This window comes from Rhizobacter sp. P2_D12 (assembly GCF_056404395.1).
Window position 1 is genome coordinate 1 of record NZ_JBFUEB010000018.1, and the last position, 20,505, is coordinate 20,505.

Annotated in this window: 27 protein-coding genes; 20 read left to right on the forward strand and 7 right to left on the reverse strand. The window is 66.7% G+C overall.

The genetic code is table 11. The annotated features are described in order from the left end of the window. The 13 genes from AC1DYN_RS08305 to AC1DYN_RS08365 all read left to right on the forward strand — a co-directional run. A partial coding sequence (locus tag AC1DYN_RS08305) for an EF-Tu C-terminal domain-related protein (RefSeq protein WP_477958649.1) occupies window positions 1-219 on the forward strand: 219 nt, incomplete at its 5' end. 87 nt (window positions 220-306) lie between these two features. After that, complete coding sequence (gene rpsJ, locus AC1DYN_RS08310; protein ID WP_047506357.1) at window positions 307-621, forward strand: 30S ribosomal protein S10; 315 nt, start codon at window positions 307-309, stop codon at window positions 619-621. Window positions 622-840: 219 nt separating this feature from the next. Further along, window positions 841-1,512 carry a 50S ribosomal protein L3 gene (rplC, locus tag AC1DYN_RS08315; protein ID WP_477958650.1) on the forward strand — a complete coding sequence of 224 codons (672 nt, stop codon included), beginning with the start codon at window positions 841-843 and terminating at the stop codon, window positions 1,510-1,512. After that, entirely contained in the window at window positions 1,512-2,132 is a 621-nt protein-coding gene (gene rplD, locus AC1DYN_RS08320; RefSeq protein ID WP_477958651.1) for a 50S ribosomal protein L4, read from the forward strand. The genes rplC and rplD overlap by 1 nt, the downstream gene beginning before the upstream one ends. Next, on the forward strand, window positions 2,129-2,443 hold the full coding sequence (rplW, locus tag AC1DYN_RS08325; RefSeq protein ID WP_477958652.1) for a 50S ribosomal protein L23: 315 nt from the start codon (window positions 2,129-2,131) through the stop codon (window positions 2,441-2,443). Before rplD ends, rplW begins: the two co-directional genes overlap by 4 nt. Continuing rightward, on the forward strand, window positions 2,443-3,267 hold the full coding sequence (gene rplB, locus AC1DYN_RS08330) for a 50S ribosomal protein L2 (RefSeq protein WP_477958653.1): 825 nt from the start codon (window positions 2,443-2,445) through the stop codon (window positions 3,265-3,267). Before rplW ends, rplB begins: the two co-directional genes overlap by 1 nt. A gap of 9 nt (window positions 3,268-3,276) precedes the next feature. Continuing rightward, window positions 3,277-3,555 carry a 30S ribosomal protein S19 gene (gene rpsS, locus AC1DYN_RS08335; RefSeq protein WP_073462818.1) on the forward strand — a complete coding sequence of 93 codons (279 nt, stop codon included), beginning with the start codon at window positions 3,277-3,279 and terminating at the stop codon, window positions 3,553-3,555. Window positions 3,556-3,566: 11 nt separating this feature from the next. Then, entirely contained in the window at window positions 3,567-3,896 is a 330-nt protein-coding gene (rplV, locus tag AC1DYN_RS08340) for a 50S ribosomal protein L22 (protein WP_477958732.1), read from the forward strand. Between the two features lie 16 nt (window positions 3,897-3,912). Beyond that, the gene (rpsC, locus tag AC1DYN_RS08345) at window positions 3,913-4,836 is read left to right on the forward strand and encodes a 30S ribosomal protein S3 (protein WP_477958654.1); all 924 of its coding nucleotides are present in this window, start codon (window positions 3,913-3,915) and stop codon (window positions 4,834-4,836) included. Between the two features lie 3 nt (window positions 4,837-4,839). Next, a complete protein-coding gene (gene rplP / locus AC1DYN_RS08350; RefSeq protein WP_477958655.1) occupies window positions 4,840-5,256 on the forward strand; it encodes a 50S ribosomal protein L16 in 417 nt (138 codons plus the stop codon). Window positions 5,257-5,275: 19 nt separating this feature from the next. Next, complete coding sequence (gene rpmC / locus AC1DYN_RS08355) at window positions 5,276-5,473, forward strand: 50S ribosomal protein L29 (RefSeq protein ID WP_477958656.1); 198 nt, start codon at window positions 5,276-5,278, stop codon at window positions 5,471-5,473. Next, a complete protein-coding gene (gene rpsQ, locus AC1DYN_RS08360) occupies window positions 5,470-5,757 on the forward strand; it encodes a 30S ribosomal protein S17 (protein ID WP_477958657.1) in 288 nt (95 codons plus the stop codon). Before rpmC ends, rpsQ begins: the two co-directional genes overlap by 4 nt. Window positions 5,758-5,853: 96 nt before the next feature. Further along, a complete protein-coding gene (locus tag AC1DYN_RS08365) occupies window positions 5,854-6,360 on the forward strand; it encodes a peroxiredoxin (protein WP_477958658.1) in 507 nt (168 codons plus the stop codon). A gap of 61 nt (window positions 6,361-6,421) precedes the next feature. On the opposite strand, the gene AC1DYN_RS08370 is transcribed toward AC1DYN_RS08365, so the two are convergent. After that, window positions 6,422-7,534, reverse strand: coding sequence for a YbdK family carboxylate-amine ligase (locus AC1DYN_RS08370; RefSeq protein ID WP_477958659.1), 1,113 nt, complete (start codon window positions 7,532-7,534; stop codon window positions 6,422-6,424). Window position 7,535: 1 nt separating this feature from the next. Continuing rightward, the gene (locus AC1DYN_RS08375) at window positions 7,536-8,816 is read right to left on the reverse strand and encodes a cation:proton antiporter (RefSeq protein WP_477958660.1); all 1,281 of its coding nucleotides are present in this window, start codon (window positions 8,814-8,816) and stop codon (window positions 7,536-7,538) included. Between the two features lie 158 nt (window positions 8,817-8,974). Here AC1DYN_RS08375 and htpG point away from each other — a divergent pair, with 158 nt between their 5' ends. Next, window positions 8,975-10,855 (forward strand): molecular chaperone HtpG, encoded by a 1,881-nt coding sequence (htpG, locus tag AC1DYN_RS08380; protein WP_477958661.1) that lies wholly within the window; start codon window positions 8,975-8,977, stop codon window positions 10,853-10,855. 6 nt (window positions 10,856-10,861) lie between these two features. Here htpG and AC1DYN_RS08385 read toward each other — a convergent pair whose 3' ends face one another. The 3 genes from AC1DYN_RS08385 to AC1DYN_RS08395 all read right to left on the reverse strand — a co-directional run bounded on the left by AC1DYN_RS08385 (window position 10,862) and on the right by AC1DYN_RS08395 (window position 13,622). After that, on the reverse strand, window positions 10,862-11,896 hold the full coding sequence (locus tag AC1DYN_RS08385) for a serine/threonine protein kinase (protein WP_477958662.1): 1,035 nt from the start codon (window positions 11,894-11,896) through the stop codon (window positions 10,862-10,864). 35 nt (window positions 11,897-11,931) lie between these two features. Then, window positions 11,932-12,750 carry a DUF2726 domain-containing protein gene (locus AC1DYN_RS08390; RefSeq protein WP_477958663.1) on the reverse strand — a complete coding sequence of 273 codons (819 nt, stop codon included), beginning with the start codon at window positions 12,748-12,750 and terminating at the stop codon, window positions 11,932-11,934. A gap of 161 nt (window positions 12,751-12,911) precedes the next feature. Beyond that, the gene (locus AC1DYN_RS08395) at window positions 12,912-13,622 is read right to left on the reverse strand and encodes a GNAT family N-acetyltransferase (RefSeq protein WP_477958664.1); all 711 of its coding nucleotides are present in this window, start codon (window positions 13,620-13,622) and stop codon (window positions 12,912-12,914) included. A 244-nt stretch (window positions 13,623-13,866) separates the two neighbouring features. Between AC1DYN_RS08395 and rplM the strand changes: the two genes are divergently transcribed. From rplM to erpA, 5 genes are all read left to right on the forward strand, one after another. Next, a complete protein-coding gene (gene rplM, locus AC1DYN_RS08400; protein ID WP_477958665.1) occupies window positions 13,867-14,295 on the forward strand; it encodes a 50S ribosomal protein L13 in 429 nt (142 codons plus the stop codon). A gap of 9 nt (window positions 14,296-14,304) precedes the next feature. Further along, window positions 14,305-14,697, forward strand: coding sequence for a 30S ribosomal protein S9 (gene rpsI, locus AC1DYN_RS08405; protein WP_257828241.1), 393 nt, complete (start codon window positions 14,305-14,307; stop codon window positions 14,695-14,697). Window positions 14,698-14,916: 219 nt separating this feature from the next. Beyond that, window positions 14,917-15,579, forward strand: coding sequence for a DUF6776 family protein (locus tag AC1DYN_RS08410; protein WP_477958666.1), 663 nt, complete (start codon window positions 14,917-14,919; stop codon window positions 15,577-15,579). A 57-nt stretch (window positions 15,580-15,636) separates the two neighbouring features. Next, on the forward strand, window positions 15,637-16,053 hold the full coding sequence (locus AC1DYN_RS08415) for a bactofilin family protein (RefSeq protein WP_477958667.1): 417 nt from the start codon (window positions 15,637-15,639) through the stop codon (window positions 16,051-16,053). A gap of 55 nt (window positions 16,054-16,108) precedes the next feature. Beyond that, complete coding sequence (gene erpA / locus AC1DYN_RS08420; RefSeq protein WP_477958668.1) at window positions 16,109-16,486, forward strand: iron-sulfur cluster insertion protein ErpA; 378 nt, start codon at window positions 16,109-16,111, stop codon at window positions 16,484-16,486. 46 nt (window positions 16,487-16,532) lie between these two features. Here the strand turns inward: erpA and AC1DYN_RS08425 are convergent, their stop codons facing one another. Beyond that, window positions 16,533-17,642 carry an anhydro-N-acetylmuramic acid kinase gene (locus AC1DYN_RS08425; protein WP_477958669.1) on the reverse strand — a complete coding sequence of 370 codons (1,110 nt, stop codon included), beginning with the start codon at window positions 17,640-17,642 and terminating at the stop codon, window positions 16,533-16,535. 27 nt (window positions 17,643-17,669) lie between these two features. Next, the gene (locus tag AC1DYN_RS08430) at window positions 17,670-19,052 is read right to left on the reverse strand and encodes a M23 family metallopeptidase (protein ID WP_477958670.1); all 1,383 of its coding nucleotides are present in this window, start codon (window positions 19,050-19,052) and stop codon (window positions 17,670-17,672) included. Window positions 19,053-19,278: 226 nt separating this feature from the next. On the opposite strand from AC1DYN_RS08430, the gene tyrS reads away from it, so the two are divergent. Then, window positions 19,279-20,505: a tyrosine--tRNA ligase gene (tyrS, locus tag AC1DYN_RS08435; RefSeq protein WP_477958671.1), complete on the forward strand. Its 1,227-nt coding sequence runs from the start codon at window positions 19,279-19,281 to the stop codon at window positions 20,503-20,505.

Genomic DNA, 20,505 nt, shown 5'->3' on the forward strand with positions numbered 1-20,505 from the left:
TTCTTCAACAACTACCGCCCGCAGTTCTACTTCCGCACGACGGACGTGACGGGCGCGGTGGAGCTGCCGAAGGACAAGGAAATGGTCATGCCGGGCGACAACGTCAGCATCACCGTGAAGCTGATCAACCCGATCGCGATGGAAGAAGGCCTGCGCTTCGCCATCCGTGAAGGTGGCCGCACCGTCGGCGCCGGCGTCGTCGCCAAGATCCTCGAGTAAGGCTGCATGACGACCGGGCCGGATCCGTCCGGCCCGGCCTTTACAACACCGCGGCCGCGAGGCCGCACCGCTCTTTAAGGAACCGTCATGGCAACCAAGCAAAAGATCCGCATCCGCCTGAAGGCGTTTGACTACAAGCTGATCGACCAGTCCGCACTGGAGATCGTCGACACCGCCAAGCGCACGGGCGCGATCGTCAAGGGCCCGGTGCCCCTGCCGACCCGCATGCAGCGTTTCGACATCCTGCGTTCGCCGCACGTCAACAAGACCTCGCGCGACCAGTTCGAGATCCGCACCCACCAGCGCCTGATGGACATCGTCGACCCGACCGACAAGACCGTGGACGCGCTGATGAAGCTCGACCTGCCGGCCGGCGTGGACGTCGAGATCAAGCTGCAGTAAGCAAAACAGGGGGCCTGCGAGGAATTGGTTGCGGCTTTGGCCGCGGCTGGCTAGAATCGCAGGCTTTCCGCAGTAGCCGGCCTTCCAAGGCCGGTTCGGCATTTGCGTCTCGGGTCACACCGTGGTGCAGAGAGCCAACCAAGTCAGCCCGGCCAATCGATGTCGGGCATGTCAAACAAAGGCTTCCAACCTGAAAGGGGCGGGGGCTGGAGAATATTCATGAGTCTTAGCGAACATCTCGGTTTGCTGGGCCGCAAGGTGGGCATGATGCGCATCTTCACGGACGACGGCGATGCCGTGCCCGTGACGGTGCTCGACGTGTCCAACAACCGCGTCGTCCAGGTCAAGACCGAGGCAACCGATGGCTACAGCGCCATCCAAGTGGCATTCGGTGCGCGCAAAGCTTCGCGCGTCATCAAGCCTGCAGCCGGCCACTTCGCGAAAGCGGGTGTCGAAGCCGGTGAAGTCCTCAAGGAATTCCGCGTCACCGCCGACGTCGCCACCGGCTTCAAGCCGGGCGCACAGGTGCCGGTGACCACGTTTGCCGTGGGCCAGCTCGTGGACGTGCAAGGCACCTCCATCGGCAAGGGCTTCACGGGCACCATCAAGCGCCACAACTTCAGCTCGCAGCGCGCGTCGCACGGCAACAGCCGTTCGCACAACGTGCCGGGCTCGATCTCGATGGCGCAGGATCCGGGTCGCGTGTTCCCGGGCAAGAAGATGTCGGGCCACCTGGGCGACGTCACCAAGACCATCCAGAACCTGGACATCGTCCGCGTCGATGAAGCCCGTGGGCTTCTGCTGGTGCGCGGCGCCGTGCCGGGCGCGAAGAACGGCCACGTGGTCGTGCGCCCCGCCGTCAAGGTCAAGGCCAAGAAGGGGAGCAAGTAATGCAACTCGAGCTCCTGAACGATCAAGGGCAGGCGACCTCCAAGGTCGACGCGCCTGACACCGTCTTCGCCCGCGACTACAACGAAGCCCTGGTCCACCAGGTCGTCGTTGCCTTCCAGGCCAATGCCCGCCAAGGCACGCGCGCCCAGAAGGACCGCGAGACGGTCAAGCACTCCACGAAGAAGCCGTGGCGCCAGAAGGGAACGGGCCGCGCCCGTGCCGGCATGACCTCGTCGCCGCTGTGGCGCGGAGGCGGCCGGATCTTCCCGAACAGCCCGGACGAAAACTTCACCCACAAGGTCAACAAGAAGATGTACCGCGCCGGCATGGCCGCCATCTTCTCGCAGCTGGCCCGCGAAGGCCGCCTGGCCGTCGTGGATTCGCTGACCGTCGATTCGCCCAAGACCAAGCAACTGGCCGCGAAGTTCAAGGCCATGGGCCTCGACTCGGTGCTGGTGATCGCCGACCAGGTCGACGACAACCTGCTGCTGGCCTCGCGCAACCTGGCCAATGTGCTGGTGGTCGAGCCTCGCTACGCCGACCCGCTGTCCCTCGTCTTCTACAAGAAGGTGCTGGTGACCAAGGCTGCGATCGAGCAACTCAAGGAGATGCTGGGATGAGCACGATCAAGCATGACGAGGGCCGCCTGGCCCAGGTGCTGGTGGCGCCGATCGTGAGCGAAAAGGCCACGTCCGCTGCCGAGAAGCACAACCAGGTGCTGTTCAAGGTGCTGCGCGATGCCACCAAGCCCGAGATCAAGGCAGCGGTCGAACTGCTGTTCAAGGTCGAGGTCGAGTCGGTGCAGACCGTGGTTCAAAAGGGCAAGGTCAAGCGCTTCGGCCGTTCCATCGGCCGCCGCGACCACGTCAAGAAGGCGTACGTGTCGCTGAAGGCTGGCCAGGAGCTCAACTTCTCCGGGGAGGCCGCGTAATGGCCGTCATCAAAGTCAAACCGACGTCGCCCGGCCGCCGTGCCGTCGTGAAGGTGGTCCACAGCCACCTCTACAAGGGTCGTCCGGAAGCATCGCTGCTCGAGCCGCAGATGCAGAATGCGGGCCGCAACAACAACGGCCACATCACGATGCGTCACAAGGGTGGTGGCCACAAGCACCACTACCGTGTCGTCGACTTCGTGCGCAACAAGGACGGCATCCCGGCGAAGGTCGAACGCATCGAGTACGACCCGAACCGCACGGCGCACATTGCGCTGGTGTGCTACGCCGACGGCGAGCGCCGCTACATCATCGCCCCGCGCGGGCTGGATGTCGGTGCCACCGTGCTGAGCGGCGCAGAAGCGCCGATCAAGGCCGGCAACACGCTGCCGATCCGCAACATCCCGGTGGGCTCGACGATCCATTGCGTCGAACTGCTGCCGGGCAAGGGTGCCCAGATCGCACGCTCGGCCGGCACCTCGGTGACGCTGCTGGCGCGCGAAGGCACCTACGCCCAGCTGCGCCTGCGCTCGGGTGAAGTGCGCAAGATCCACATCGACTGCCGCGCCACGATCGGCGAGGTCGCCAACGAAGAGCACAACCTGCGCCAGTACGGCAAGGCCGGTGCGCGGCGCTGGAAGGGCATCCGCCCGACGGTTCGCGGCGTCGCCATGAACCCGGTGGATCACCCGCACGGTGGTGGTGAAGGTCGTACCGGCGAAGGCCAGGTGCCTGTGTCGCCGTGGAACACGATGACCAAGGGCTACCGCACTCGCAACAACAAGCGCACGCAGACGTTCATCGTCTCGCGTCGCAAGAAGTAAGGGGCTGCCATGACCCGTTCGCTCAAAAAAGGTCCGTTCGTCGACCACCACCTGATGGCCAAGGTCGAGAAGGCCGTTGCCATCAAGGACAAGAAGCCCATCAAGACCTGGTCGCGTCGCTCGACGATCCTCCCGGACTTCATCGGCGTGACGATCGCGGTGCACAACGGCAAGCAGCACGTGCCCGTGTACATCACCGACCAGATGGTCGGCCACAAGCTCGGTGAATTTGCGCTGACCCGCACGTTCAAGGGCCACCCGGCCGACAAGAAGGCCAACAAGAAGTAAGGATGACGACGATGGAAACCCGTTCAATCGTTCGCGGCGTCCGCCTCTCTGCCGACAAGGGCCGGCTGGTGGCCGACCTGATCCGCGGCAAGAAGGTCGACCAGGCGCTGAACATCCTGACCTTCACCCCCAAGAAGGCCGCCGGCATCATCAAGAAGGCTCTGGAATCGGCAATCGCCAATGCAGAGCACAACGACGGTGCCGACATCGACGAGCTGAAGGTCAAGACGATCTTCGTCGAGCAGGCCGCCACCCTCAAGCGCTTTTCCGCACGGGCCAAGGGCCGCGGCAACCGCATCAGCAAGCCGACGTGTCACATCTTCGTGACCGTGGGCAACTGAGCGCAGAAGGAAAACCATGGGACAGAAAATCCATCCGACCGGTTTCCGCCTGCCGGTGACGCGCAACTGGGCTTCGCGCTGGTACGCGTCGAACAAGAACTTCGCCACGATGCTGGCCGAAGACCTGAAGGTCCGTGACTTCCTGAAGGCACGCCTGAAGAACGCTGCCGTCTCGCGCATCCTGATCGAGCGCCCCGCCAAGAGCGCCCGCGTCACCATTTTCTCGGCACGTCCGGGCGTGGTGATCGGCAAGAAGGGCGAGGACATCGAGAAGCTGAAGGCCGAACTGGCGCGCCGCATGGGCGTGCCGGTGGCCGTCAACATCGAGGAAGTGCGCAAGCCCGAAATCGATGCTCAGCTGATCGCCGACAGCATCACGCAGCAGCTCGAGAAGCGCATCATGTTCCGCCGCGCCATGAAGCGCGCGATGCAGAACGCGATGCGCCTGGGCGCCCAGGGCATCAAGATCATGTCGTCGGGCCGCCTGAACGGCATCGAGATCGCCCGTTGCGAGTGGTACCGCGAAGGCCGCGTGCCCCTTCACACCCTGAAGGCCGACATCGACTACGGCTTCTCCGAAGCCAAGACGACCTACGGCATCATCGGCGTGAAGTGCTGGGTCTACCGCGGTGACCGCCTCGCCAATGGCGAAGTGCCGGTCATCAAGACCGAGGTGCAAGAGGACGACCGCCGTCCGCGTCGCAACACGCGCCCCGGCGCCCCGGCTGGCCGTGGCCGCCCGGGCGGTGGTGGTGGCGATCGTGGCGACCGTGGTGGCGATCGCGCACCCCGTCAAGCGGGTGCGCCGGTCGAAGGCAGCGACAAGCCGGCCGAAGCCACTGGCGCCCCCGCCGGTGGTGCGGACGCGCCGAAGAGCGCCGTCAAGCGTGTGCGCAAGGCCCCCGATGCCGCAGGCTCGGGCGAGGCCAAAGGAGAATAAAACATGATGCAACCCGCTCGTCGGAAATTCCGCAAGGAACAAAAGGGTCGCAACACCGGTGTTGCCACCCGCGGTGCGAACGTGTCGTTCGGCGATTTCGGCCTGAAGGCCACGGAGCGTGGTCGCCTGACCGCGCGCCAGATCGAGGCCGCACGCCGTGCGATCTCGCGCCACATCAAGCGTGGCGGCCGGATCTTCATCCGCATCTTCCCGGACAAGCCGATCTCGCAAAAGCCTGCCGAAGTCCGCATGGGCAACGGCAAGGGCAATCCGGAGTACTACGTGGCTGAAATCCAGCCGGGCAAGGTGCTCTACGAACTTAACGGCGTGCCTGAAGAGCTGGCCCGCGAAGCGTTCAAGCTGGCTTCGGCCAAGCTGCCGCTGAGCACCACCTTCGTGTCGCGCCAGGTGGGCGCTTGACGCTCTACCGGAGAACGACATGAAAGCATCTGAACTCCGCTCCAAGGACGTCGCCGGCCTGGAAAAGGAAGTGGCTGACTTGCTGAAGGCCCACTTCGGCCTGCGCATGCAGAAGGCGACCCAACAACTGACCAACCATTCGACGCTGGGCAAGACGCGCCGCGACATCGCACGCGCCAAGACTGTCCTGGCCGAGAAGAAGAGGGCCGCCAAATGAGCAGCACGCAAACCACGACCGAAGCGCCGCACAAGAACACCCGCACCCTGGTGGGCAAGGTGGTCAGCGACAAGCGCGCCAAGACCATCACCGTGCTGGTCGAGCGCCGCACCAAGCACGAGCTGTACGGCAAGATCGTCGCGAAGTCGAGCAAGTACCACGCCCATGACGAAAAGGGCGAGTACAAGCTGGGCGACGTGGTCGAGATCTCCGAAAGCCGTCCGATTTCCAAGACCAAGTCCTGGGTCGTGACGCGCCTGGTCGAGAAGGCCCGCGAAGTCTGATTTGAGTTGACCTTGGGGGCTCTGCGAAGAGCACCTCCGAAGACGGTCGGAACGCTGGGATACTGGCGTCCGGCCGTTTTTTCATTGGAGGATCACATGCTCAAAGTTGGTGACAAGCTTCCCGCAGGCAGCCTGCAGGAATTCATCGAGGTCGAAGGCAATGGCTGCAGCCTGGGGCCGAACACCTTCGACATCGAGAAAGAGACCGCCGGCAAGAAGATCGCGATCTTCGCGCTGCCGGGCGCCTTCACGCCGACGTGTTCGGCCCAGCACCTGCCGGGCTACGTGAAGAACGTCGATGCGCTGAAGGCCGCCGGCGTCGACGAGATCTGGTGCGTCTCGGTGAACGACGCGTTCGTGATGGGCGCCTGGGGCCGCGACCAGCACACCCAAGGCAAGGTGCGCATGATGGCCGACGGCAGCGGCACCTTCACGCAGGCCACCGGCCTGACGCTGGACCTGGTGAGCCGCGGCATGGGCGTGCGCTCGCAGCGCTACTCGATGCTGGTGGACAACGGCGTCGTGAAGACGCTCAACATCGAGGCGCCGGGCAAGTTCGAGGTCAGCAACGCCGAGACGATGCTGGCGCAAGCCAAGGGTTGAGTCCGTAGCCCGGATGCTCATCCGGGTTTCGTGAATCACAAGTCCCGGATTTCCATCCGGGCTACAACATCCAGCGCTCCGTCGCGCTGTGGACCACCGACGACAGCGGCTCGCCTTCGGCACGCAACCCGCGCAGCCAATGCGCGTCGTTGCCCTGCCGCAGGCTGTCGCGGATCAGGTTGCTGGCGTCCAGCGAACGCAGGTCCAGCGCGTGCTCGTCGACGCGGGCCAGCGTGCGCACGATGTTGTCGCGCAGCTTCTCGCGCTGCTTGGTCTGCGGGTCGACGATCTCGCCGTCGAGCCCGAAGCGGCAGGCCTGGAAGCGGTTGAACGTGTAGACCAGGTAGTCGTCTTCCGACGGCTCGAACGGCCGCTCCTCGCGCAGGTAGCGGCAGATCGCCTGCAGGTAGCAGGCGAGCGCCGCCGCCTTGTCGACGTCGAGCGGCGTGTCGCACACGCGCAGCTCGATGGTGCCGAACTCGGGCTTGGGGCGGATGTCCCAGTAGAAGTCCTTCATCGATTGCACGACCCCGGTGCTGGTCATCTTGTCGAAGTAGTGTCCGAAGTCTTCCCAGGTGGTCACGAACGGCGCGCGGCCGGACAGCGGGAATGCGAACACCGAGTTCAGCCGCGCCGAGTCGAAGCCGGTGTCCACGCCCTGCACGAACGGCGACGAGGCGCTCAGCGCGATGAAGTGCGGCACGTAGCGCGACAGCGCGTGCAGCAGCCACAGCGCGGTGTCGCCGTCTTCGCAGCCGACATGCACGTGCTGGCCGAACACGGTGAACTGCTTGGCCAGGTAGCCGTACAGCTCGCTGATGTAGTGAAAGCGCTCGGTCGGGAAGATCTGCTGGTCGCTCCAGTGCTGGTAGGCATGGGTGCCGCCGCCGGCAATGCCGATGTTGAGCTTGCGCGCGCCCTGCGACAGCTGCGCGCGCAGGTCGTGCAGCTCGGAGACCAGGCCGGCGTGCTCGCGCTGGATCGAGGTGCCGATCTCGATCATGCTGCGCGTGATCTCGGGCTTCACGTCCCAGGCACCGCTGTGCTTGCTGAGCACGCGCAGCAGGTCCTCGGCCTGCGGCGCCAGGTCGAAATCGTGCGTGCTGACGAGCTGCAGCTCGAGTTCGACGCCCAGCGTCAGCGGTTCGGAGGTGGTGAATTCGGCCAGTGCCATGTCAGGGGACCTTCTTGTTCGACAGCGGGGCGCACTCCATGGCCACGTCACGCAGCGCGCGCTCGGCCAGCAGCGGGCCGATGAACTGCAGCAGCGTGGTGGAGATCAGCAGCGCCTGCAGCACGCCGCCATGCGCACCCGGCAATTGGGACGGCCAGCCGAAGGTGTCGGCCGTCAGCAGCACCGCGAGGCTGCTCATCGGTTGCAGCGCCACGGTCAGCGCGCTGGCCTGGCGCCAGCCGAGGCCGCTCGGCCGCGCCAGCGCGGCGATCGCGAGGCCCTTGCCGAGCAGCCGCGCGAGGATGATCACCAGCACCCACGGCCACAGCGTCGCGAAGCCGTCGAGCGTGAACAGCATGCCCAGGCAGATGAAGAGCATCACGCTGAGCGTCGCGCCGGCGGTGCCCAGGTGCGGCTCGACCGTCAGGCCGTGGCCCATGCGCGAGCGCGCCACCATGCCGGCCACCAGCAGGGCGAGCAGCGGCGACAGCTTCCATTGCGCGGCCAGCATCGCCGCGATGATGACCAGCGCGATCTGCAGCACCGGGGCCGTCGTCAGGCCGCGCACCAGCTTCGTCAGCTGCGTCAGCACCCAGCCGGCGGCGACGCCGAGCAGGAACGAGCCGCTGATGACCAGCAGGCCGCTGGTGATGGCCGGCTCGAAGCCCGGCTCCGTCGGCGAGGTGCCGGACGCGGCCAGCACGCCCCAGGCCTTCAGCGCCAGCATCGCGAGCACGCTGTTGATGGCCGACATCATCAGCAGCCGTTCGGTGACCTGGCCGCGCGGGCGCATCTGGTGCACCAGTGCCAGCACGATGACCGGCGAGGTCGACATCGCGACGGCTGCCGCGAGCGCGGCCGAGATCGGCGGCGCGTCGAACGCGACCAGGCCGATGTAGACCGCGAACCCCGACAGCAGGCCCTCCAGCACGCAGGTCAGCGCCAGCCAGGGGTTGTCGATCAGCCAGCGCGGGCGGATGCGGCTGCCGAGCTCGAACACCAGCACGCCGATCGCCAGATCGATCAGCGGCTTGACCGGGTCGAGGTCGGTGCGCTCCAGCAGCCGCAGCGCGAGCGGGCTGGCGAGCGCCCCGGTCAGCATGTGGCCGCACAGCCGCGGCAGGCGGAAGCGCCGGCGCAGCACCTCGCCCAGTACCACCGCAACGACCATCACGAGCGCAAAGCCCAGCACCGGATCGACGCCGCGCAAGCGGTCGAGGGTCCAGGAGGCGGTGGCGGCAGACGGGGCGAACCAGCTTTCCAGCGTGGAGGTCAAGGTCATCGGGCGCAAGAATGAGTGGCAGGGCACTGTCGCCCGGATCGGGGRAACTCGAGGGCCTTGAAGGTAACCGTATCTGACCCCAACTGCAGCCGCTCTGTGGCGCAAAGTGTTGTCGGACAGCGCCTACAAGCTCGCACTCACTTTTTACATCGCAGGATATGGACAAGCAAACACTTTCCTTCCAGGCCGAGGTCAAGCAGATCCTGCACCTCGTCACGCACTCGCTCTATTCCAACAAGGAGATCTTCCTGCGCGAGCTGGTCTCGAACGCGTCGGACGCCTGCGACAAGCTGCGCTTCGAAGCCCTGAACCATGCCGCGTTGTACGAAGACGCGCCGAACCTCGAGGTGCGCATCTCGTTCGACAAGGCCGCGAAGACGCTGACGATCAGCGACAACGGCATCGGGCTGTCGGACGAGGAGGCGGTGGCCAACCTGGGCACCATCGCGAAGAGCGGCACGCGCGAGTTCATGAGCAAGCTCGAAGGCGACCAGAAGAAGGATGCGCAGCTGATCGGCCAGTTCGGCGTCGGCTTCTACAGCGGCTTCATCGTGGCCGACCGCATCACCGTCGAATCGCGCCGCGCCGGCCTGCCGGCCGGGCAGGGCGTGCGCTGGAGCTCCGAAGGCAGCGGCGACTTCGAGGTCGAGACGATCGAACGCGCGCAGCGCGGCACCTCGGTGATCCTGCACTTGCGCGAGGGCGAAGAGGAGTTCCTGAACGCCTGGAAGCTGCGCTCCATCGTCAGCAAGTACTCCGACCACATCTCGCTGCCCATCCTGATGCAGAAGGAGGAGTGGGATGCCGAGAAGCAGGAGCAGGTCGTGCAGGACGAATGGGCGCCGGTCAACAAGGCGGCCGCGCTGTGGACGCGCAGCAAGAGCGACATCACGCCCGAGCAGTACGCCGAGTTCTACAAGCAGATCAGCTACGACACCGAGGCGCCGCTCGCCTTCACGCACAACCGCGTCGAAGGCCGCAGCGAGTACACGCAGCTGCTGTACGTGCCGGCCAAGGCGCCGTTCGACCTGTGGAACCGCGACAAGCGCGGCGGCGTGAAGCTGTACGTCAAGCGCGTCTTCATCATGGACGATGCCGAGGCGCTGATGCCGGTGTACCTGCGCTTCGTGAAGGGCGTGATCGACAGCGCCGACCTGCCGCTGAACGTCTCGCGCGAACTGCTGCAGGAAAGCCGCGACGTGAAGGCGATCCGCGAAGGCTCGACCAAGCGCGTGCTGGGCATGCTGGAATCGCTGGCCGACAACGAGGACGCGGCCGAGCGCGCCAAGTACGCCGCGTTCTGGAAGGATTTCGGCGCGGTGCTGAAGGAAGGCGTCGGCGAGGACCATGCCAACCAGGAGCGGCTGACCAAGCTGCTGCGCTTCGCATCGACGCAGGCCGATGAAGGGGTGTCGTTCGCCGACTACCTGGGCCGCATGAAGGAAGGCCAGGAGGCGATCTACTACATCACCGCCGACAACCTGGTGGCCGCCAGGAGCAGCCCGCAGCTGGAGATCTTCCGCAAGAAGGGCATCGAGGTGCTGCTGCTGGTCGACCGTGTCGACGAGTGGATGCTGAGTCACCTGTACGAAGTCGACGGCAAGCCGCTGCAAAGCGTGGCCAAGGGCTCGGTCGACCTCGGCAAGCTGCAGGACGAGGCCGAGAAGAAGCAGGCCGAAGAGGTGGCGACCGCCTTCAAGCCGGTGCTCGACCGGCTGAAGGAGGCGCTGAAGGACCGCGCGAAGGACGTGCGCGTGACGACGCGCCTGGTCGATTCGCCGGCCTGCCTGGTCGTCGAGGAAGGCGACATCAGCGGCCACCTGGCGCGCATGCTGAAGCAATCGGGGCAGACGGCGCCGAAGACCCACCCGGTGCTCGAGGTGAACGCCGAGCATGCGCTGGTCAAGCGGCTCGAATCGAGTGCGCAGTTCGACGAACTGGCGAACATCCTGTTCGACCAGGCCGTGCTGGCCGAAGGCGGGCAGCTGGAGGATCCTGCGGCCTACGTGCGGCGCGTCACGGCGCTGCTGACGGCCTGAGGCCTGTCAGTACGCGGGGCCGCCCCAGGCGGGCGGCTCCCGCAGCGTCTCGACCTGCTCGCGCAGGCGCACCGTCTGGTCCACCCAGTACACCGGCGCGCCGAACCACGGGAAGGCCACCGGAAAGGCCGGATCGTTCCAGCGCCGCGCCAGCCAGGCGCTGTAGTGGATCATGCGCAGCGTGCGCAGCGCCTCGATCAGGCGCAGCTCGCGCCAGTTGAACTCCATGAAGTCCTCGTAGCCGGTCAGCAGCGCATGCAGCTGGCGGGTCGCGGCGCTGCGCTCGCCGGACAGCAGCATCCACAGGTCCTGCACGGCCGGGCCGGACAGCGCATCGTCGAGGTCGACGAAATGCGGGCCGGCTTCGGTCCACAGCACGTTGCCGGTATGGCAGTCGCCGTGCAGGCGGATCGTGCGGGTTTCGCCCACCGCCTCGAAGCACGCCGCCACCTCGGCCAGCGCCTGCGTCGCGGCCTGCTCCCACGCGGGCCTCGCATCGGGCGGGATGATGTCGGTGGCCAGCAGCCAGTCGCGCGGCGCCTCGCCGTAGGTCTGCGGGCTGAGCGCCAGGCGGTGCGCGAACGGCTTCTTCGCGCCGACGGCATGCATGCGGCCGATGAAGCGGCCGATCCATTCCAGCGTCGCGTCGTCTTCCAGCTCGGGCGCGCGGCCCGAGCGGCGCTCGGTGATCGAGAAGCGATGCGCGTCGTCGGCGGTCTTGAAGTGGCACAGCGTCGAGCGCGTGCCGTTCTGCTCGCTGACCAGCGGCCAGGGGTCGACGATCGGGATCTCGGCGGCGGCCAGTTCGGCCGCGAACGCGTGCTCTTCGAGGATCTGCGCGTCGCTCCAGCGTCCGCGGCGGTAGAACTTCGCGACCACGACGCGCTTGTCCTCCAGGAACACCTGGAACACGCGGTTCTCGTAGGAGTTCAGCTGGATCAGCCGGCCGTCGCCGCGCAGCCCCACCGAATCGAGCGCGTCGAGGACGACTTCCGGCGTCAAGCCGGCGTAGGGGGTTTCGGACGACGAGGGGGATGACATGCCCGCATCGTACGCGGCGGGCGATGTGAGGGCGCTCAGTGGCGCGTGCTCGACGCGTAGTGCGGCGGGTCGACCACGACGCCGGCGACGTCGTCGCCCAGCGTGCTGTCGCCGCCGGGGTTGGTGGTCGCGAAGGCCGGGCCCTGCCGCGGGCTGGTCTTGCCGTTGCGCTCGGCCAGCGGCGAGAACTCGCTGCTGGCGAACGCATCGAGGCGGCTGTCGGGCGAGAAGAACGAATCCTGGAACAGCGTCGAATCGCTCCACAGCGCGGTGCGCTCGGCACGCCGCGTCGCGACCGTCGTCGCCAGCGATTCGCGGCTCTCCTGCAGCGTGTGCGTCGGTGCGGGCTGCGGCGCACGCGACGCGGCACCGCTGTGCGGCACGAGCAGCTGCAGCTCGGCGATCGACGGCAGGTGGTCGGTGGAGCAGCGCAGGTAGCGCACCCGGCAGGCGGCCAGCACCGACTGCTTGATCTGCTGCACGCGGCGCGAACCGCCGCGTTCGACGTCGAGGTCGATGGCGGCCAGCACGCGGCCGTTGGCGCTGCAGACCGCGAAGGTCACGTGGTTGGAGCCGAGCAGGTCGAACCAGTAGCGCACTTCGCTCGGGTCGTTGGGCTGGCAGAAGCGCACCAGCGGCAGCTTCGACAGCACGATGTGATGCGGCAGCGCTTCGCGCAGCAGGCGGTAGATGCGGCGCTCGTCGGTGCTGAACACCGGGCGGGCGGTCAGCGCCCATTCGGTCGGCAGCGGCTTGGGTTGCGGCGGCTTGCGTCCGCGCCACAACAGCACCAGGAGCGCGAGGGCCAGCAGCGCGACGACTGCCAATGCGACGATCCAGGGCAGGGCTTGCATGATCAGAAGACGGACTCGGATGGGGTCCGTCGGACCGGGCCCGACAGGACCCGTCGAGCGACGAACGGAATGCATCCTAGCCGCGGTGCCACTTCCACTGCATCCCTCACATCGGGGCCGTACTGTTGTCAGATTGCACGTTGAAAACGTGATCTTCCACGCTATTCCGAGGCGACGCGGCCCGTACCGCTCACGTGGGCCTTCACTTCCGTGACGGTGTCGAGCAGGCCGCTCATGCGTTGCGCGTGGCGCTTGAGCTGGTAGTTCAGCTCGGCGGCATGCCGTTCGAACAGCTGGCCCACCTGCGACGCGATGCTGTCGGGCGGCAGTTTCAGCCAGGCCGCCGATTCGGAGCCGTCGCGCTCGACGGATGCCCCGGCGCGGCGAGCGATCTTCAGCATCGCGACGTTCTCGCTCAGGGCGTGGATGAAGAGGCGCTCGCAGCCGCGGTTGCGGGCCTGCAGCACGGCACGGTCGAACAGCCGGGCGCCGTAGCCGCGCCCGCGGGCATGGCTGGACACCGACACGCCGAACTCGGCCATCGCCCCATCGGCGGGGCTGGCGGTCGGCGCGTAGGCCAGATGCGCCAGCGCGATCAACTCGAGGCGGCGGTTGAAGATGCCGAACAGCTCGTCGCGGTCGAAATCGAGCCCGTCGACGTAGCGCGCGATCTGTGCGTCCGTGGCCGGATAACCGAATCGCAGGTAGCGGTCACTCTCGTTCAAGGCGAGGAGGTGATTGAGAATCCGTCCGCGATGGCGTTCGGCCATCGAGCGGATCGGCACCCACTGAAAGCGCGCCGCCACCGGCACGCCGCCACGGTCCGCCGCGAGGGGCGAAGTGCGTTCGGGAGTGACGGCAGAGGTGTTCATCGCGAAAACTCAGTACAAACCCTAATGTACCAGTTCGGGTGTCCCAGTCGCAAGGTATGGCTCCTAGGCAGCTGCCAATGGCTTGGGCTACACTAGAAGGCTTTTCCGCACTGGCCCGGGAAGGACCATCTGCCTGAGAGGCTGCCAAACGGTTGACGAGCAGCGCCGATCGCAAAGATGGAGTTTCAAATTCAGGCCGAACCCTGCTGGCCGCATGTCGCGGTCAGCTTATCGAAAGAACCTCATGAAGACCTTCAGCGCCAAGCCGGCCGAAGTGACGCACGAGTGGTTTGTGATTGACGCCACCGACAAGGTGCTCGGACGTGTTGCCAGCGAAGTGGCACTCCGTTTGCGCGGCAAGCACAAGGCCATTTACACGCCTCACGTCGACACCGGTGATTTCATCGTCGTCGTCAACGCAGACAAGCTCCGCGTGACGGGCAACAAGGCCAACGACAAGGTGTACTACCGCCACTCGGGTTTCCCCGGCGGTATCTACGGCACCAAGTTCAAGGACATGCAAGCCAAGCACCCCGGCCGCGCGCTGGAAAAGGCCGTCAAGGGCATGCTGCCCAAGGGCCCGCTCGGTTTCGCGATGGTCAAGAAGCTGAAGGTGTATGCCGGTGACAGCCACCCGCACGCCGCCCAGCAGCCCAAAGTGCTGGTCATCTAAGGAGCGGCAATGATCGGAAATTGGAACTATGGAACCGGCCGCCGCAAGTCGTCGGTGGCACGCGTCTTCATCAAGAAGGGCACCGGCCAGATCCTCGTCAACGGCAAGCCCGTCGACCAGTACTTCGGCCGTCAAACGTCCATCATGGTCGTGCGCCAGCCGCTGGTGCTGACGGCCAACGATGCCGCGTTCGACGTCAAGGTGAACGTGCACGGTGGCGGCGAATCCGGCCAGGCCGGTGCCGTCCGCCACGGCATCACCCGTGCGCTGATCGACTACGACGCCGCGCTGAAGCCGGAACTGAGCCGTGCCGGCTTCGTCACCCGCGATGCGCGTGAAGTCGAACGGAAGAAGGTCGGTCTCCACGGCGCTCGCCGCAGGAAGCAGTTCAGCAAGCGCTGATCCATCCAGACCGAAAAGGGCCGCTCTCACCAGCGGCCCTTTTTGTTTTCCGGCCGGTTGCGCCAGCAAGGTTTGGACACAAGCACGCGACCGGCCACTCCTACAATCCCTAGCTCGATCGGGAGCGCCGGGCTCCGCATCACGAGCCGCGAGTCCTCTTCACTCCTTTCAATGCGCTGGAAACTGCTTCGTCGTCGGATGTCGATCAGCGCCCCGCGCATGATCGTGCGAAGCCACCTGCCGTGGCCGTTGCGCTGGGCAGTCATCGCGCTGGTGTTCGGTTTCTCCGCGGCGCTGGCGCTGTGGGCCTTCGAGTTCGGCAAGGACATCGCCGGGCTCGACCGCGATGCCAAGGCCGAGCTGGCCCAGCTGCGCATCGAGGTCGCCCAGTTGCGTGCCGAGCGCGAAGGCGCGCAGTCGATCGCCAACACCGCCGGCAGCCTGCTGAAGACCGAGAAGGTCGCGCAGGACAAGCTGGCCCAGCAGCTCAAGCAGATCGAGTCCGAGAACATGGCGCTGAAGGCCGACCTCGGCTTCTTCGAGCGCCTGCTGCCGGCCGGCACGGCCGAGGCGCTGACGGTGCGCGCGCTGCAGGCCGAAGCCAAGGCGCCGGGCCAACTTCGTTACCAATTGCTGGTCATGCAGATGGGCAAATCGGCGCCCGAATTCTCCGGCCGCTACGACATCCTGCTGACCGGCCTGCTCGATGGAAAGCCCTGGTCGATGTCGTTGCCGAACGGCGGTTTGCCGCTGGTCGTGAAGCAGTACCTTCGTCTGGAGGGAATGATCGATCACCCGGCGCAGGCCGTGGTAAAAACCGTTCAGGTCAAGGTCACCGACAACCGCGGGGCCGTCCGAGCGACCCAGATGCTCAAGCTCTGAAACCATCCGGGCGCACGAGCCGCAGCAGACGGCATCCTTCACGTTGGAGAAACCATCATGTTCGGCAAGACGAAGCAGCCTCCCATCCGCACGCTGATCGGCGAAGGCACCGTGATCCTGGGCGAACTGCGCTTCGCCGACGGCCTGCGCATCGACGGCGAGGTTCAGGGCGACGTGATCGCCAGCAGCGAGGCCTACAGCATCCTCGTCATCAGCGAGAAAGCCAAGGTCATCGGCAAGGTCAAGGCCGGCCACGTGATCATCAACGGCACCGTGATCGGCCCGGTCCTGTCAGACCAGTTGCTCGAGCTGCAGCCCAAGGCCAGCATCGTCGGCGACGTGCGCTACGAATCGCTCGAGATGCACCAGGGCGCCCGCATCGACGGTGAGCTCCACCCGTTGAAAGCCGACGAAAAGGCGCCACTTAAGCTGGCAACGGCCAATGCCAATCCCACAACCGCACAAGCGGCCTGAGGCCGGCGGATAATCGGGTCTGTTCGCCGTTGAAGGCGTCCTACAAGGAATTCCCATGAGCGCAGTGGCAAACGACATCCAGAGCCTTGATTCCAGCGTGCCGCCGGTGCCGCTGGTCTTCACCGACAGCGCTGCCAGCAAGGTCAAGGAGCTGGTCGACGAAGAAGGCAACCCCGAGCTGAAGCTGCGGGTCTTCGTGCAGGGCGGCGGCTGCTCCGGCTTCCAGTACGGGTTCACGTTCGATGAAATCATCAACGAGGACGACACGCAGATGAGCAAGAACGGCGTCACGCTGCTGATCGACGCGATGAGCCTGCAGTACCTGGCCGGCGCCGAGATCGACTACAAGGACGACCTCGAAGGCGCCCAGTTCGTGATCAAGAACCCGAACGCGACGACGACCTGCGGTTGCGGGTCGAGCTTCTCGGTCTGAACCTTCACGCCGCGCAACACGGCCGCCTTCGGGCGGCTTTGTCGTTTCAGGCCGGGTAGAGCGCGCCCAGCACGCGCGGCCCCAGCGCCCCGGTCACCGACACCAGGTTGCCCGGCTCGCGCCGCACGTGCATGCGGGCCAGCCACGCGAATGCGGCCGCCTCGACCTCGCTGGCGGGCAGCCCGCGCTCATCGCTGCGGATCACGCGCCGCCCCGGCAGGGCGGCGGCCAGGCGGCGCAGCAGCTCGTCGTTGAAGGCGCCGCCACCGCAGACCAGCACCTCTTCGGCGCCGGCGGCCTGTGCCTCGACCGCATCGGCGCAGGTCGAGGCCGTCAGCTCGCACAGCGTGGCCTGCACGTCCTCGGGCCGCAGCGCGTGGCCGATGCGCGCCAGCTGCTCGTCCAGCCATTCCGCGTTGAACAGGTCGCGCCCCGTGCTCTTCGGTGGCGGCAGCGCGAAGTAGGCATCGCCGCGCATCTGCGCCAGCAGGCTCGCCTCGGTGCGACCGGATGCCGCCCAGGCCCCGCCCGCATCGAAGGGCAGGTGCCGGTGGCGCTGGCACCAGTGGTCCATCAGCCCGTTGCCCGGGCCGCAGTCGAAGCCGATGGTCGGCCCGTCGCCGCGGTGCCAGGCCGTCAGGTTGCTGATGCCGCCGATGTTCAGCACCGCTCCGGCGTGCCCGCCGGGGCCGAACACCGCCCGGTGGAAGGCCGGCACCAGCGGTGCGCCCTGTCCGCCGGCGGCGACGTCGCGGCTGCGGAAGTCGGCCACCACGTCGATGCCGCTCAGCTCGGCCAGCAAGGCCGGCGCGTTCACCTGCACGGTGTAGCCGCTGTCGCCGCCCGGCCGGTGGCGCACCGTCTGTCCGTGGGCGCCGATGGCGCGGATGTCGGAGCGCGCGAGCCCGCCCTGCTGCAGCAGGCTGTCGACGATGCCGGCATAGAGGCGCGCCAGCGCCTGCCCGGCCAGCGCGGCGCGGTTCAGCTCGTCATTGCCCGATGTGTTGAGTGACAGGAATTCCTCGCGCAGCCGGGCCGAGAACGGCTGGTGCACATGCCCGACCACCCGCAGGCCGTCGTTGCCGAAGTCGGCGATCACGCCGTCCACGCCGTCCAGCGAGGTGCCGGACATCAAGCCGATGTAGCGTTCCGTCATCGCGCGATGGTAGCCACGCCCCGCTGCCTATTCGGCGTCGTTCGAGTAGGGCCCCAGCGACTCGGCGGCTTTCAGCTGCTCGCGCCAGCCGCGCGTCACGCGGGCCAGGTCGGTCTGGGCCGACGCCGTCAGCACCACGGCCTCGGAGGCCTTGGCCACCACCAGCGGATCCTGCTGCTGGCCCTTCACCTTGAACTCGAAGTGCAGGTGCGGCCCGGTGGYCCAGCCGGTCATGCCGACGTTGGCGATGTGCATGCCCTGCTCGACGTGCTGGCCGCGCTTCACGTCGATGCGGCTCAGGTGCGCGTAGACCGTCTCGCGGTCGTTGCTGTGGCGGATCTTGACGACGTTGCCGTAGCCGTTCTGCCAGCCGGCGAAATCGACCGTGCCGTCGCCGACGCTGCGCACCGAGGTGCCGGTCGGGGCGCCGTAGTCGACGCCCAGGTGGGCGCGCCAGTTCTGCAGGATCGGATGGAAGCGCATCGAGAAGCCCGAGGTCACGCGCGAGAACTCGAGCGGGCTGGCGAGGAACGCGCGGCGCTTGCTCTGGCCGTCGAAGCCGAAGTAGCCGCCCTTGCCGGCCGGGTCCTTGAACCACACGGCCGAGTAGCTGCGGCCGTTGTTGACGAACTCGGCGGCCAGCACGCGGCCGGCGGCCTGGTTCCAGGTGATCACCTCGCCGTCGGCGGTGAGGGCCTCGTAGATGACGCTGAAGGTGTCGCCCTTGCGCAGCTCGCGGTGGAAGTCGATGTCGGTCGAGAACATCTCGGCCATCTGGCTGGCCACCGGATCGGGGATGCGCGATTCGTCGGTCGCGGCGAACAGCGAGCTGCGGATCGTGCCGCTGCCCAGGCGCACCTGGGCGGCCAGCGGCGCCGTTTCCTGCACGGCCTCGAAGCCGCCGCCGTTGACGCGCCGCACGCTCAGCCGCGTGAAATGCGTGGCCAGCTGCGCCGGGTCGGCGGCCGGGAAGCGGGCCACCAGTTCCTCGAGCGCGCCCGACTCGCCGGTGCGCGCCTGCACCATCTTGCCGGCCCGGCCTTCCAGCAGCCGGCGCGCCGTCTTGTCGGCGCGCAGGAACGCGGCGGCCGCGACATCGGTCACGTTCATGCGGCGCAGCAGGCTGTCGGCGGTGTCGGCATTGCGCGTCAGATCGCTGCGGTACAGCGACAGCTCGTGGCTGGCCAGCACTTCAAGCTGCGATCCGACGTCCTCCGGGGTGACGCTTTCCGTCACCACGCGCCGCGGCAGGTCGGCCGCATCGGGCGCCATCGGCGCGATGGCGAAGGCGGTGACGCCGGCCCCCATCAGCAGCGCGACCACGGTCGTGGCCAGCGTGCGCGGATGGCGGGCGATGAAGCGGTGGGTGCGGGAGCCGGCCGTGGCCAGTGCCTGATCGAGAGAATCCAACGAGTTCACTGCTTTGGAAGGACGGTCAAGCCCTGTCTGCAAGCACACCGCCATCGGACGCCGCGCTCTGGTCTGTCTTGCTGCCGGCAGGCGTCCACTAGAATCGCGGACGCTTGCAGGCCCCTGTCGTTCAGCCGGGGCCGGCACTCGGAAGCGGCGCAGTATAGCCACCGATCTTCGCGCCAATATTTCCGGAATAACCCCACATTCCGCCTCGGAAAAGACCATGTCGACCCAGCCCCCGTTTCCGATCTCCGACCGCGTGCGCGAAGCGCTGGCGGTCTCACTGCGGGGCTGTGACGAGCTGTTACCCGAAGGCGAATGGCTGAACAAGCTCGCACGCTCTGAAGCAACCGGCGTGCCACTGCGCATCAAGCTGGGCCTGGACCCGACCGCCCCCGACATCCACATCGGCCACACGGTGGTGCTGAACAAGATGCGCCAGCTGCAGGACCTGGGGCACACGGTGATCTTCCTGATCGGCGACTTCACGTCGATGATCGGCGACCCGTCCGGGCGCAACAGCACGCGCCCGCCGCTGACGCGCGAGCAGATCGAGGCCAACGCGCAGACCTACTACCGGCAGGCCGCGATGGTGCTGGACGAGAGCCGCACCGAGATCCGCTACAACTCCGAATGGAGCGACCCGCTGGGCGCGCGCGGCATGATCCAGCTGGCTTCGCGCTACACCGTGGCGCGCATGATGGAGCGCGACGACTTCACCAAGCGCTTCAAGGCCGGCACGCCGATCAGCGTGCACGAGTTCCTGTACCCGCTGATGCAGGGCTACGACTCGGTCGCGCTGAAGAGCGACCTCGAGCTCGGCGGCACCGACCAGAAGTTCAACCTGCTGGTCGGGCGCGCGCTGCAGAGCGAATACGGCCAGGAGCCGCAGTGCATCCTGACGATGCCGCTGCTCGAGGGGCTGGACGGCGTCGAGAAGATGTCGAAGAGCAAGAACAACTACATCGGCATCACCGACGCGCCGAACGAGATGTTCGCGAAGATCCTGTCGATCAGCGACACGATGATGTGGAAGTACTTCACGCTGCTGAGCTTCCGGCCCGAATCCGAGATCGCGGCGCTGAAGGCCGAGGTCGAGGGCGGGCGCAATCCGAAGGACGCGAAGGTGCTGCTGGCCCGGGAGATCACCACGCGCTTCCACGGCGCGGCGGCGGCCGATGCGGCGCAGGCCGATTTCGACAACCGCGCCAAGGGCGGCATCCCCGACGTCATCGAAGAGCGCACGCTGGCCGGTGCACCGCTGGGCATCACCGCGCTGCTGAAGCAGGCCGGCCTCGCGCCGTCGACCAGCGAGGCCGGGCGGCTGATCGAAGGCGCCGGCGTGCGCGTCGATGGCGACGTGGTCAGCGACAAGGGGCTGAAGCTCGGTGCCGGCACCTACGTCGTGCAGGTCGGCAAGCGCCGCTTCGCGCGCGTGACGCTGGGCTGA